Genomic DNA, 12,115 nt, shown 5'->3' with positions numbered 1-12,115 from the left:
CCAGGCTGCCGGAAACTCCATAATCTCATGAACGGTGAAGCCCGCAAGTTCGCCGGGCTGGGTGGCCTCAGTGGAGCTGGCTGTCCGGGGGCGTAGCCCGCCAGGAGTGAAAGGGGACGGTCAGCCCTGAGCGCGTTGGTGCACAGGTGAATGGCCCGGCAGCGGCCACCAATTCGGGTGCCAACGGGACAACCCGCACCAGTTGGAGTTCGTTGCTGCCTGCAGCGGCACGGATGGTGAGGGCGTCGCCGGAGCGGCTGACCCGAATGCGGACCCGGCCACCGGTCCATTCCGGAACAGGTGCCAGGGACCAGTCGGAGAAGCGGTCGGTTACCACCGCGCCCAGTTGAGCGGCGCCGTCGGCGAATTCCACGCCAGCCTTGATCCAATGCTCGGCGCTGATGCGGACGAAGATGCCCGCTTGGTCGAACTGTTGGGAGAACGCGGCCGTAAACTCAACCTCCATAGCGCTCTCCTGCGCGAAGGGGGCGAGCAGTGCGTGTTCGGTGTCGTGGATGAAACCGTAAGACGTGACGCGCCAAGCGTCGCTGCTTTCGGCCGCGGTAACCAGGAGGTCGCCTTCCTGCTCGACGACGGCGGCTGGCTGGTTGGTCCACTCGCCGCGGTTCCAGGGGATGTCAGTCGGCACAGGACTCCTTGATGTTTCAGCGCATGAAAGTTCCAGTGCTTCTAGGCAGCTGGCGTTTGGATCAGCGTATTCGATGCGGACTTTCCGATTCCAAGGACATGCGGCAAGCTGACGTGTTATCGTTTATCAATATATTGATAAACGATAAGGAGCGGGCGCGTGAAAACTGCATTCTCGACCAAAACGTCGGTTAACGTGGTGGCAAAGGTGGGCTTGTGGCTCCTCCTAGTAGCTGCCTGTGGAGTCGCTGTGGCGGCGATCCTTAGGCTTGTGTCCACAGTTGGCTATGCGTTTGCCGGGGTGACCACGGTGGCTTTGCCAACCTTGGGCATCAGCAGGACAGATCCCTCCGCTCCCAGCATTCTTGGCCCCAAAGTTCAGCAGGTTCTCCATGGAGGCAATATCGACCTCGTCCTCCACGACCTTCCTCGAGACGCACTGGTCCTGAATACAGCAGCCGCGGTCCTCGGGCAGCTAACCACTCTGCTGGTGTGTGCGGCCGTGATCATGCTGTGCTGGCGTTTGCTGCGGGGGGTGCCGTTCGCACCGACACTAACTCGTTCTATCTCCATCATGGGTGGCGTGCTTGTCCTGATCGGGGTGGTCGTTCCGATTCTTCAGGGATTCAGCAAACTCTTGATCGTAGACAGCTTGGACAATGTGCTCACTGTCGAGAGTCCAATTGGCAAGGGCAATCTCGACTACTACATTGTCTTCAGCGTCGACCTCCTGCCAGTGGTATTGGGCGTCGCCCTTCTGCTCCTGGCCGCTGTGTTCGCGAAGGGTGCGCAACTGCAGCGCGACACCGAGGGGCTGGTATAGCGATGGCTCCGGCTAAACAAGCCGACGAGGACATGATTCATTGCCGGCTCGATGAGCTTCTGGAGCAGCGGGGTATGACGTTGACAGACTTGAGCCGGGAGGTAGGGGTTACTCTCGCAAATCTCTCCGTCCTAAAAAATGACAGGGCTAGGGCTATCCGGTTCTCCACCCTGGCAGCCATCTGCCGGGTACTTGAATGTGAGGTAGGCGACCTGCTGGTCATCGACTAGGGCCTGCCTGTTCAGACGGACTAGGATCGGCCTTGAACCACGGACCACCTTGTTCAGCTACGCCACAGCGCGCCACTTCCCATCGATCTTATTCGGGAGATCATCCACTGGCGGCTGGGGCAGCTGCAATTAGACGGGAACTGAGACTCCCGGCAACTGCTTCGTCTCAGCTGCGCGGCTTCTGAGCAGTGCCCATGTGACTTTGACTCCGCGCACGGCCAAGACCACCGCGAACATCAACGTCACCAGCACGACTGCTGTAACGGCAACAATCAGCACCCCCACGACGTGAACCAGCAGGACGGCGGACATTACTGCAGTGTGGGCATCGAAAAGTTCCATGTTCGTTTCTCTCGAGATGTGGAATTGAGCGGTTCAAGCGGGAATTTGGGCGCCACCGCGATACCCGCACACCTTTGGACCGGCGTGCGGGTGTCGGGCGGGGCCTGAGCCGTTACTCCGCGTACTGGAGGCTCGTCAGGAGGGCCTTGAGCTTGCTGTACTGCTCGGTTTCCATCCAGGCCGCGGCGCTTTCGGGGGTCATGGAAACTTCGATGTTGGTAGTGGCTTGCGCTCCGCCGTTGCCCATGATCAGGAAGCTGCTGGCCGAGGTGCTGTCCGGGCCCTCAGTCATTAAGTCATCTGTCACCACACCCATGAAGTAGCGGGTGTATTCGGTGTCAAAGGGATATTCGTCCTTGAAGAAGGCGAAGTGGGAGGCTCCGTGTCGGCTATTGAAGCCGGTCAGTGGCTGGGAGTCCAGGATGGTGCGGTTCACTGGCCCGCCCACCACGCCGCCATAAATACCGCTGGTGATCTGCGCAACCTCAGCGCCCGTTTCGTCATGGACGTGCGCTATGACTGTTTCGTAGTGCTTACCGTTCAAGTCGAAGGGCAGTCGCTCGGTTTGAGCGGTCCAGTCCGCCGGCAGCAGGAAGGAGATATGTCCGTCCGGGAACGTGTACAAGCCGATCTGCGGGTAATCGGGCGAGACGTGAGGGGTTGACGGTTCGGTGGGTGTTATCGGCGCTGGTTCTGGCGCGGAAGGAGCAACGGTCGACGGCGGATTGGTTGCCTGCGGTGCCGGATCCGCCGGCGGCGCGGGAACAACAGGTGGCGCGGGAACAACAGGTTCAGCGGACACTGCGGGAGTTGTCGGTGCTGCCGGATACGGAACGTTTACTTCCTGCACGGGAGTGATCACGACGGGAGCATTGGCCAGGGGAACAGCGACTTCCGGCTGGCTGACTTGTGCGGAGGGGTTGTGTTCGGAAACCGGAGCAGCAACTACTTCTTCCAAAGGAACTGCGGGGAGATCCACCAGGCTACTGGTTTCTGCTGCCGCAGTGGTGAATGAATTACTGGCGACCGGGGTAGCCGGTGCGCAGGCGGCGAGCGTGAGTGCCAGGGTGAGTGTTGCGAGAGTGGCGTACTTGGCGTGTCCGGATCGACGGTACTTCATTTTGGGTTCCTTCCCCCACGGAGTGATGGAGCAGTTCTTCTGCTCATACATGTTGTTTCCGGCAGGGGCCGATTGATTACACGTCTGCCAGAATCTTTCGCTGGCCACCTTGGTGGATGGTTTACTGACTAGGTGAAATCACTGGATGACTATCTGTTCGACATTGAGGATCGGCCATCGAATGGTGGCCACAAAGGTCATTTACCGGGCGCATGGTGGCAACCCAGCTGGCACGAGTGATTTCCTCTTTGGTCAGGTGGCCTACGAGATCACCGAGGATGGTCGCTGGAAGTGGCCAACGCCAAGCTCGGGCGAATGAGACGGGGAATTGCCCGGTGGTTCTGAGACCTTGTTCGAAAGCAAATAAGGAAACAGATCATGTATTCAGACCGCGAGCGCCACAATGACGCCGTGTATGCCGAGCACAAGGCGGCGGTTGCAGCAGGGGAGAAGCGGGTCCTTCTCAACACCAACACCGGCGAACTCCACAGCTACCCGGCGGACGAGATTGGTTTTGCCCCTGGCCGCGGTCATGCGCAGGTCAGCACGTGGTGGGGAATGGGTATTCTCGCGGTGGTTGCCGCGATACTTACAGTCTTTTCGGTGGTGCTTTTCTTTGCGCCGCTGGGGCAAGGACAAGGTCCAATGTGGGGCGCGCTGTTTCTGACTGCTCTGGCTGGTGCCTTCACGTTCTATGCGGTCACGCTGTCCGTTCAGGAGTTCCGGGCTTCGCAGCTCCGCAGGCTACGGGGTTCACCTAAGCCGAGTTCCACCGGCAGGGTAGACATACCGTCGGAGCACTAATCAAACCTGCCTTGGGGGACAACGGAATGCGTCGTGAAACAAAAATAGGCTTTGCTCTGCTTGCGCTGCTAACTCTGACGGCCGCGGGCTGTGACGAGCGCCCATTTACCCGCGACTATGCCCGCTCGGTTCCAAACTCCGTCATTCAAGTCGGCCAGAAGGCGGACAGGACCTGGGAGTACGTGGACCGGGATGGCGTATCGCGGGAACTCAATACCTGCGAAGACTTGAGTCCGTGGAACGGCGCCTACAGCTGCAAGACACCTGACGGCACGGTGGAGTTGAGCTACTCATCATCCAAACGCATGCGGAATCCCACACTCCACGTCGGCGACGAGGCGGTGCCACTGTTCTGCACCAATAGCGGGTTTTGGGGCGACGGGCTGAGGTTCTGTATACCGGCGTCGGACCCTGCCGTCCCGCCCCAGCCGGTTCCGCGCGGCGATAAGTCCTAACCTGTTTTCAAGCCTGAAAGCCAAACGTCGACGGCGGCTGGCTTCAGAATAGCTGACTCAACTCAGAGCCGAGACCATCGCGTTAGCTCTTGGGCCTTCGCCGTTTGGTCATGCCGGTTTCCACAGCGCGGGAGCGTTCGGCGAGCCAGAGTAAGAAATCGGGTTGTGCTAGCAACTTTGAGTGCTCCCATTGTTCGCACCTATGTCTGACAGCTTGAAAGGTCAGGTTTGCCGAGCGCCCGCCAGCTTCTCTCAGTGCACCACCAACTTTGCCATTGGCAGACTGGGCAATTGAATTGCGGCGCTGCGAATCTGGTTCGACCATTGCGATCGCGTCCAATAGGACCTGACGGTCAGATCGGACGTCATCAGGGCTCCTTTGAGGCAGGGCAACCGACTCGACCATTCGGTACCACTGAACAGGGAATCCGTTCAGCGATGCCTCCCCTTGTGCGTGGCACTCTCCAGCAAGATAGGCGACTACTTCTTCGTTGGTCGATGCGTGCGGCAGCCTGGTGCCCCGAGTTGCAGTAATGACCTGCCGCTCGCCATAACTCACGAATACCCATCCTGCGAGTAGATATCGGCGGAGGGCTTGGAGAGCTGCAGCTGTAGTGACTTCGGCTGCGTTGAGTTCTCGCAGCAGTTGCGACATGTCGTCTCCAAACCGCTGGACCTGATGCAGGAGCCAGGCATCAGGGACAAGAAGGCAAGAAGCGAAGACGTCGGCTTCTGCTTCTAACGAGTAAGTCGGCAGATCCAGCGCTCCTTCTCCAACCTCGCAGTTTGCGTTTGGAAGATGCCAAGGCAACAGGAGATGGCCGAGTTCATGAGCCATAGTAAAGCGCTCCCGTAGCAGATTATCCGTGGCGCGGATGAAGACTGCCACCTTGCGGGGGTCCCCTGCCAAGCCTGTCAGTACGGCATCTACCGACTCAATCGGCCAATCGACTCTCGTCAACTCAGCCCTAGAGCGCAGTAAGAACTCCACATCAACGGGGGGAACTAAATCAAAACGCTGAACGACCGTCGAAGCTAGCCGCCGAGCAGCCGTTACCGGCGATGGTATTGGCAATTGAGGTCACAGACGGTTTGTCTGGCGGAGCCAGCCGAGGACTGCTGTCGCCTCCGCGGAATCACTCGCGCGGGCCGCCAAAGCAAAATCATCCCGGCTGAGCAAGATCGTTTGCACTGGTTTGCCGTATCTATGAGCCGCCACGATAAAACGAAGAGACTCGGGACGTTCCGCCCACAGCGCCCCTTCTTCGTGGCTGAAACCGAGAAAATCGTCCAGGCTCATGTCTTGCGGCGACTCGTGCCATTCTTCCACCCAGTCGTCAACGTCATCCAGCAAGGCAGTGCCAGAGAGACAGGCCGAAATGAACGTTCCGCGTCCGTCAAACATCGATCTTCCTCCCTGCTACAGCTGCTCCGATGCGTTCACCGGTAATAGCGTCAAAGACACCTATATGGTGTCCACGTTTCGTGTAACCCTCAATATGACCGTGCAGTGAGTCCCATTCCCAGAGTCGAGAACCGTCTGCGTTGCGCCAACGAGCGCCTCCGCGTCTGGAGAGCCTAATTTGGGAGTCGAGGAAGCAGTTTTCAGGTCTAGGTATTGGTGACATCGTAAAAGGTCAGTCCCCCACACCAGTTATAGGTCTCACACATTCTAATAACTACACCATTGTAGTTGCACGGTCTACGCGCCACGCCCATATACCGTGTCCCTGCCGAGCGACTCGGGTCCTGCCGGCTCGGTAGTTGTTTCCATGGAGAATGTGACGGGGCGTTCGCAAATTGATCCGTAGGTTCCAGCTGACGTGGATCCTTCGTAGGGAGGAGTGCTCCCTCGCGATTGACGGCAGTAACCACAGCTCGGCTGCGGCCCGCGCACAGAACCTGTGGCCCTAGCTCAGGAAGCCGCGCTTTCGGCGGGTGTGCACTTCTCAGGGGTCTCGGCAAAGGTGAACCAGTCGGGGAGGGCTGCGGTGTAGGCCTCCCGAACCAGCGGGTCCTTGGTCGCAGTCCAGTCCACGGTGGCCTTGACCTCTACTTCGTTCTTGTCCCACTCGAACCAGTTGATCATTTTCAAGGCGCGGTAGTCCTTGGGGATGGCGGGGTCGAAGAGTTGGCCCCACCAAGCTTCCTTGATCGCCAAAACGTCGGCACCCTCGCCGGATGCCACAGTGAGCGCGGCCGTTTCGGGGATGGCCACTGGCTTGTTCCGGGCGGTTCCATAGTCGGCATAGAAATCGGGGACGGCCAGATCGTTTCCGCCGGCTCCGTTGTAGGTGCCGGTGAGCTGCTGAAGGAATTTCCCCGGTTCCGGGATGACGTTTGCGCCCCACGGATAAGTGTTGCCCCAGTGGTAGAGGGACATGCCAACCCAATCCACGGCATTGTCGCCGGGGTAGTAGGGCGCGTAGGGATCGTCAGTACCTGTGATGGCTCCGTCTTTGTCAGTGTCCAGGGCTGCGAAGTCAGGGGATCCGGTCACGGCTTCATATTTGCCGCCGCTGAACGGGTAACCGCCGCCGTAGTTGGGTGCCCACATCATGGCGGTGCCGGCAGCCTTGGTGTGGACCGCTTCGGCCACCAGCTGGTACGCGGCGACGTATGCGGCCGGTTGCTGACCCCAGGGGTACCAGGAGCCGTTCATCTCGTGGGCGAACCTCACTATGACAGGGACGCCTGCGTTGTTGAATCGGGCCAGCGTTGATGCGAGTTCGTCTGCTTTCTCCGACGTCACTGATGCCAAACCCTGTTTGGGCTCCAGAGTGAGGAGCATGGTTCCACCATTGGCACGGATCTGTTCGAAGGCTGCGCCGACGTTCTCTTTGTCTTTATCTGACATGGGAAAGTCGGTGAAGGTCACTGTAACGGCCGGGCGGCGACCAAGATTGGCCGCATACTGCTCCAGGGTCTCGTGCTCCCAATCGAGGTTCACGCCGGCAAGAATCCCGTCCTTTGGCGCCAACGGACGCGTAGGCTCACACACCGGCAGGGGAGTGGGTGAGCTGCCCGGCTGAGGCGCGGCACAACCGACAACCAAGCCGCCCAACAACGCGCTGGTTGTGATCACAGCGCCAAACTTCCCGAGCCCCCAAGTCATGGCTTTCAATGTAGCAGCGCCGCTGTAGCATCAGAAGCACCACCGCATTTCGCGCGATAAGGAGACCGAAAATGCCTGAAACACCTGACGGTACTGCCACCACAATCAGTAAAACTTTCAGCCGTGAAACCCGGGTCTCCACCACCATCGACGCGCCTCCGTCCACTGTGTGGCGGCTTCTCACTGATGCCAAAGGCTACCCCGCATGGAACTCCACGGTGGTTTCGGTGGACGGTGAAATCGCCCCGGGATCAAAAATCAAGCTGGTCTCCACGCTGGATCCCAGCCGTACCTTCACACTCAAGGTCAAAGAGTTCCAAGCCCCACAAAAGCTCGCCTGGGGTGACGCTCTGGGAACCAGGGTTTACACCATCATGGAGACCAACGACGGGCGCTCCCTCTTTGAGATGGCCGAGAAGATCGGCGGTCCCGTCTTTCCGCTCTTTGCATCAAAGATCCCGTCCTTTGACGCCAGCTTCACCCGGTTCGCGGCAGACCTGAAGGCGGCGGCCGAAAAGGAAAAGGAATAACGACGGCGCTGCTGCCGCCGGCTACGGGACAAACCGGCAACGGAACGAACCAGCTACGGAACAAACCTGTAGCCCATGCCCGGCTCGGTGATCAGATGCCGGGGGTTGCTTGGCTCTGTCTCGAGCTTGCGCCTGAGCTGGGCCATATAGACGCGAAGGTAGTTTGCTTCCTTGGCGTAGGCGGGTCCCCAGACCTCCGTGAGGAGCTGCTGCTGGGTGATCAGCTTGTCCGGATTCCTGAGCAGGATGTCCAGGATGTTCCACTCCGTTGGGGTCATGCGAACATCCGTACCGGACTTGGTGATCTGCCGCTTGTCCAGATCCACTGTGAAAGAACTTGTTGTCACCACAGTGATGTCCTCGCCGGATTCGTTCCTGCGGCGCAGCAGCACCCGAAGCCGTGCCAGCAGTTCGTCCAGTCCGAACGGTTTGGTGATGTAGTCATCAGCACCGGCATCCAGGGCCTGAACTTTGTCGCTGGACCCATGTCTGGCGGACAGGACCAGAATGGGTACCGAACTCCACTCCCGCAACGCTGAAATGACTGCTGTGCCGTCCATGTCGGGCAAGCCCAGGTCCAGGATGATCACTGAGACAGGTTTTTGGGCGGCTGAGTGAAGTGCCGATTGCCCGTCCGCGGCCGTGACTACCGCGTACCCTTGGCCTTTCAAAGTGATGGCTAGTGCCCGGACAATGTGGGGATCATCGTCAACAACCAGGATGGTGTTCACTCAAGACCTTTCTGGGCGGGCACTTCGGGGAGACCGGGCACTTCGGGGAGACCGGGCACTTTGGGTAGTCCGGGCGCTGCGGAGCGTTGTGGCGAGTCAAAGTCGGGACCTGTGGACAAGGGCAGCCTGATCAGCATTGTCAGTCCGCCGCCTGGGGTTTCTTCTGCGGTGAGGGTACCGCCCATGGCTTCGGTGAAGCCCTGCGCCACAGCGAGTCCCAAGCCTACGCCGGTGGCGGCGGGCACGTCGTCCAGCCTTTGGAAAGGCTGGAACATCTTGAGCACATTGGCCGCGGGCACGCCTTGGCCGTGATCAATGATGCGGAGTTCGCCTGCCGGCCTGCCTGCCAAGGTGGTGTTGCTGAGACCACCGGCGGCGCCCACTATTACTACGTCTGAGTCTGGTGCGTACTTCACCGCGTTTTCGGCGATGTTGGCTATGACCCGTTCCAGCATCCCGGCGTCGGCGTCTATTTCGGGCATGTTCGGTGGCAGGTCCACCCTGACCCGTCCGGGCGTGATGCCGTGCAGGGCAGCATGGATTACCTCGTTCCAGCGGACAGGTTTGATGAGGGCATTAACGGAGTCTGAGGTGATCCGTGACATGTCCAACAGATTGCCCACCAGCCCGTCCAGGCGATCGGAGCATTCATCGATGGTGGCCAGCAGCTCTTCTTCTTCCTGCTCGGTGTAGTGGACACCCGGTTGGCGGAGGCCTCCCACCGCGAGCTTGATCCCGGCCAGGGGGGTGCGCAGGTCGTGGGACACGGCGCGCAGGATGGATGTCCGCATGGTGTTGCTCTCGGCAAGGCGCATCATTTCGCGGCGGGTGGTTGCAAGTTGGCGGCGTTCCAGCAGCGCTGAAAGGTGTGCCCCAAAAGCGCCCAGTAGCCGGCGGTCACTGGCGGGAAGGACTCTGCCGGTGAGGACAAGCCGGGTGCCGCCGTCAACTTGCTCAATGTTTTCGGTATCGTCCGGGTCGGCCTCCGGGTTGCCTGCCGAGGCCACCAGCTGCCATTGCGGTCCGTCTGCGGTGGAGGAGACGGAAGCAGAAGAAGATTGGTTCCTGTCCGCAGTAACGAACAACGCAGCGGCGCGGACCTGGAAAACATCCAACGCCTGCTCCAGGAGGCCTTGGACGGGATCTTCCGCGGTAGAGGCCCCACGGGTCAGATCCCCCAACGTAGCGGCCTCGGACCGTGCCCGTGCCGCTTCTTTGGATCGCCTGGCGGAGAGGTCCACCACCACGGCCACGGCTGAGGAAACTCCCGCGAAAACCAGCAGGGCCAGCAAATTTTGGGGGTCGTTGATGGTCAGTGTCCCCAACGGCGGGACGGAGAAGTAGTTCACCAGCAGACTGCTCCACAGGGCACCGAGGAGTGCGGGCCATAGGCCGCCCACCAAAGCCACGGCTACGGAACCGCTGAGCTGGATGAGGACTGCCGTGGCGATGTTGTGCGACGGTGCCGCTGCCAGGAGCAGCTGCAGCAGCACCGGCACCACAACGGCCATGGCAAATCCCACTGCCACCCGGACACGTCCAAGGTCCCGTTTCCGGGTGCGCTCCAACCCCCGGCCTCCCAAGGGGTGGGAAACCATGTGGACATCAATATCGCCGGAGCCCTTCACCACGCGGCTTCCCACGCCGCCTGTCAGGAAGCCGGCCGGGAACTTACGCCGCGAAACGCCCACCACAATCTGGGTGGCATTCACGCTGCGGGCGAAGTCAAGCAACGCTTGGGCGGGGTCTTCACCGGAGACCGTGTGGTAGCTGCCGCCCAGGTCCTTGATCAAGGTTCGCTGGGCTTCCAGGTCGTGGGGAGATTCTGCTGCCACACCATCGGCCGCGCGCACATGGACGGCCAGGAGGTCCCCGCCGTTTACCCTTTTGAGGATTCGTGCTGCCCGTCGGATGAGCACTTCACCCTCGGGACCGCCGGTGAGGCCAATGACAATGCGTTCACGCGCAGGCCAACTGTTCTCGATGTTGTTCTCGGCCCGGTAGCGTGCCAGTCCTTCGTCCACGCGGTCCGCAAGCCAGAGCAGCGCCAGTTCACGCAGCGCTGTCAGGTTGCCTACGCGGAAGTAGTTGGACAGCGCGGCATCGACCTTATCTGCAGCGTAGATCTTGCCGTCGCCCAGGCGCTGCCTGAGGAGTTCCGGTGAGATGTCCACCAGGTGGATCTGATCGGCACGCCGCACAACATCGTCCGGGACTGTTTCGGCCTGCTTCACATCGGTGATGGCACTGACAACGTCGCCCAGGGAGGCCAGGTGCTGCACGTTCACTGTGGACAGGACGTTGATGCCTGCCTCCAGAAGCTCTTCTATGTCCTGCCAGCGTTTTTCGTTGCGGCTACCCGGAATGTTCGTGTGCGCGTATTCGTCAACCACCGCAGTGTGGGGGTGCCGGGCGAGGACCGCGTCCAGGTCCATTTCCTCAAAGGTGCTTCCCCTGTACTCGATCACCCGCGGTGGCAGGGTTTCCAGTCCATGGATGAGGGCTTGGGTGTCGGCGCGGCCGTGGTGCATGGCAAACGCCACCACCACGTCCTCGCCCCTGCCCAGCAACCTGTGGGCTTCCTCGAGCATGGCGTAGGTTTTGCCGACGCCGGGTGCCGCCCCCAGAAAGATCCTCAGTGTTGCCCGCGCCATGTTTTTATTCTTTCACTCTGAACGATCTGAACATTCCGGAACGGCAGTTAGCCGCGCGTCCCGGCCAGACGTGCCACATCGAGGTTGAGCAGCGTGACGTTCACCGAGGGCTGGCTCAGGAAAGCCTCCAGGCCACTGCTTGTTTGCTGGTCCACCAGCTTTTGGACGTCTTGTGGTTCCAGTCCATGGGCTCGTGCCACCCGCGGTACTTGGAGGGTGGCGTAGTCCTTGGAGATGTGCGGGTCCAGTCCGGAACCGCTGGACGTCACGGCATCGGCCGGGACCTCCTCAGGGCTGACGCCCTCCGCTGCCGCAACTGCTGCACGGTTGGTGGTTACGGTCTCCAGGAGCTTGGCATCGTTGGGCCCCAGGTTGCTGGCCGAGGACGTTGCCGGGTCCCAACCCACGGCGGAGGGCCTGAGGTGGAACCACTGCGGGTCCTGCGTTCCTGAGTCATCCGCCGCGGCCTGGGCGATGAGCGCGGACGCCGCAGCCTGCCCGGAGGAGTCCTTCACGATGGAACCGTTGGCTTGAAAAGGCGCGGCAAGCTGTCCTGCGCCGAAGACGGCTAGTGGGTAGAGCAAGCCCAGCACTATGGTGGCCAGGAGCAGGAACCTGATGGCGGTTCCTGCTTGGCGGAGGTATCCGGAAATGACATTCATG

14 protein-coding genes are annotated in these 12,115 nt (G+C 60.5%); 5 read left to right on the top strand and 9 right to left on the bottom strand.

Features of this window, described 5'->3' with window-relative positions; genetic code table 11:
- Positions 1 to 67: 67 nt before the first annotated feature.
- On the bottom strand, positions 68 to 649 hold the full coding sequence (locus tag HAV21_RS11070; RefSeq protein WP_166841739.1) for a DUF1349 domain-containing protein: 582 nt from the start codon (positions 647 to 649) through the stop codon (positions 68 to 70).
- A 159-nt stretch (positions 650 to 808) separates the two neighbouring features.
- Between HAV21_RS11070 and HAV21_RS11065 the strand changes: the two genes are divergently transcribed.
- Both HAV21_RS11065 and HAV21_RS11060 read left to right on the top strand, forming a co-directional pair.
- Positions 809 to 1,471 carry a hypothetical protein gene (locus HAV21_RS11065; protein WP_166841738.1) on the top strand — a complete coding sequence of 221 codons (663 nt, stop codon included), beginning with the start codon at positions 809 to 811 and terminating at the stop codon, positions 1,469 to 1,471.
- Between the two features lie 2 nt (positions 1,472 to 1,473).
- Positions 1,474 to 1,701 (top strand): helix-turn-helix transcriptional regulator, encoded by a 228-nt coding sequence (locus HAV21_RS11060; RefSeq protein ID WP_142938172.1) that lies wholly within the window; start codon positions 1,474 to 1,476, stop codon positions 1,699 to 1,701.
- Between the two features lie 129 nt (positions 1,702 to 1,830).
- Here HAV21_RS11060 and HAV21_RS11055 read toward each other — a convergent pair whose 3' ends face one another.
- Both HAV21_RS11055 and HAV21_RS22470 read right to left on the bottom strand, forming a co-directional pair.
- A complete protein-coding gene (locus HAV21_RS11055) occupies positions 1,831 to 2,043 on the bottom strand; it encodes a hypothetical protein (RefSeq protein ID WP_166841737.1) in 213 nt (70 codons plus the stop codon).
- 112 nt (positions 2,044 to 2,155) lie between these two features.
- Positions 2,156 to 3,163 carry a hypothetical protein gene (locus HAV21_RS22470; protein ID WP_208096687.1) on the bottom strand — a complete coding sequence of 336 codons (1,008 nt, stop codon included), beginning with the start codon at positions 3,161 to 3,163 and terminating at the stop codon, positions 2,156 to 2,158.
- 378 nt (positions 3,164 to 3,541) lie between these two features.
- Between HAV21_RS22470 and HAV21_RS11045 the strand changes: the two genes are divergently transcribed.
- Both HAV21_RS11045 and HAV21_RS11040 read left to right on the top strand, forming a co-directional pair.
- Positions 3,542 to 3,967, top strand: a complete 426-nt coding sequence (locus HAV21_RS11045; protein WP_166841736.1) for a hypothetical protein — start codon at positions 3,542 to 3,544, stop codon at positions 3,965 to 3,967.
- 26 nt (positions 3,968 to 3,993) lie between these two features.
- Positions 3,994 to 4,422 carry a hypothetical protein gene (locus HAV21_RS11040; protein ID WP_166841735.1) on the top strand — a complete coding sequence of 143 codons (429 nt, stop codon included), beginning with the start codon at positions 3,994 to 3,996 and terminating at the stop codon, positions 4,420 to 4,422.
- Between the two features lie 82 nt (positions 4,423 to 4,504).
- Here HAV21_RS11040 and HAV21_RS11035 read toward each other — a convergent pair whose 3' ends face one another.
- The 3 genes from HAV21_RS11035 to HAV21_RS11020 form a co-directional block, all read right to left on the bottom strand.
- Complete coding sequence (locus HAV21_RS11035) at positions 4,505 to 5,311, bottom strand: ImmA/IrrE family metallo-endopeptidase (RefSeq protein WP_166841734.1); 807 nt, start codon at positions 5,309 to 5,311, stop codon at positions 4,505 to 4,507.
- A 192-nt stretch (positions 5,312 to 5,503) separates the two neighbouring features.
- Entirely contained in the window at positions 5,504 to 5,827 is a 324-nt protein-coding gene (locus tag HAV21_RS11030; RefSeq protein ID WP_166841733.1) for a hypothetical protein, read from the bottom strand.
- A gap of 510 nt (positions 5,828 to 6,337) precedes the next feature.
- Positions 6,338 to 7,507: a glycosyl hydrolase gene (locus tag HAV21_RS11020; RefSeq protein WP_347877643.1), complete on the bottom strand. Its 1,170-nt coding sequence runs from the start codon at positions 7,505 to 7,507 to the stop codon at positions 6,338 to 6,340.
- Between the two features lie 101 nt (positions 7,508 to 7,608).
- Between HAV21_RS11020 and HAV21_RS11015 the strand changes: the two genes are divergently transcribed.
- Positions 7,609 to 8,067 (top strand): SRPBCC domain-containing protein, encoded by a 459-nt coding sequence (locus tag HAV21_RS11015; protein WP_166841730.1) that lies wholly within the window; start codon positions 7,609 to 7,611, stop codon positions 8,065 to 8,067.
- Between the two features lie 53 nt (positions 8,068 to 8,120).
- On the opposite strand, the gene HAV21_RS11010 is transcribed toward HAV21_RS11015, so the two are convergent.
- The 3 genes from HAV21_RS11010 to HAV21_RS11000 are packed head-to-tail and all read right to left on the bottom strand — an operon-like array spanning position 8,121 to position 12,114.
- A complete protein-coding gene (locus HAV21_RS11010; protein WP_166841729.1) occupies positions 8,121 to 8,798 on the bottom strand; it encodes a response regulator in 678 nt (225 codons plus the stop codon).
- Positions 8,795 to 11,452 carry a DUF4118 domain-containing protein gene (locus HAV21_RS11005; protein ID WP_166841728.1) on the bottom strand — a complete coding sequence of 886 codons (2,658 nt, stop codon included), beginning with the start codon at positions 11,450 to 11,452 and terminating at the stop codon, positions 8,795 to 8,797. Before HAV21_RS11005 ends, HAV21_RS11010 begins: the two co-directional genes overlap by 4 nt.
- A 47-nt stretch (positions 11,453 to 11,499) precedes the next feature.
- Positions 11,500 to 12,114, bottom strand: coding sequence for a potassium-transporting ATPase subunit C (locus tag HAV21_RS11000; protein ID WP_166841727.1), 615 nt, complete (start codon positions 12,112 to 12,114; stop codon positions 11,500 to 11,502).
- Between the last annotated feature and the right edge of the window lies 1 nt (position 12,115).

Source organism: Paenarthrobacter sp. MSM-2-10-13 (assembly GCF_011605365.1).
In the GTDB taxonomy this organism is placed as follows: domain Bacteria; phylum Actinomycetota; class Actinomycetes; order Actinomycetales; family Micrococcaceae; genus Arthrobacter.
Note: the sequence above shows the minus strand (reverse complement) of the source record. Positions and strands in the feature narration are given on the sequence as shown.

Coding starts and splice junctions, on each gene's coding strand:
- HAV21_RS11030 (WP_166841733.1), bottom strand. CDS start 5,827: ATGTTTGACGGACGCGGAACGTTCATTTCGGCCTGTCTCTCTGGCACT.
- HAV21_RS11060 (WP_142938172.1), top strand. CDS start 1,474: ATGGCTCCGGCTAAACAAGCCGACGAGGACATGATTCATTGCCGGCTC.
- HAV21_RS11055 (WP_166841737.1), bottom strand. CDS start 2,043: ATGGAACTTTTCGATGCCCACACTGCAGTAATGTCCGCCGTCCTGCTG.
- HAV21_RS11000 (WP_166841727.1), bottom strand. CDS start 12,114: ATGAATGTCATTTCCGGATACCTCCGCCAAGCAGGAACCGCCATCAGG.
- HAV21_RS11015 (WP_166841730.1), top strand. CDS start 7,609: ATGCCTGAAACACCTGACGGTACTGCCACCACAATCAGTAAAACTTTC.
- HAV21_RS22470 (WP_208096687.1), bottom strand. CDS start 3,163: ATGAAGTACCGTCGATCCGGACACGCCAAGTACGCCACTCTCGCAACA.
- HAV21_RS11045 (WP_166841736.1), top strand. CDS start 3,542: ATGTATTCAGACCGCGAGCGCCACAATGACGCCGTGTATGCCGAGCAC.
- HAV21_RS11040 (WP_166841735.1), top strand. CDS start 3,994: ATGCGTCGTGAAACAAAAATAGGCTTTGCTCTGCTTGCGCTGCTAACT.
- HAV21_RS11005 (WP_166841728.1), bottom strand. CDS start 11,452: ATGGCGCGGGCAACACTGAGGATCTTTCTGGGGGCGGCACCCGGCGTC.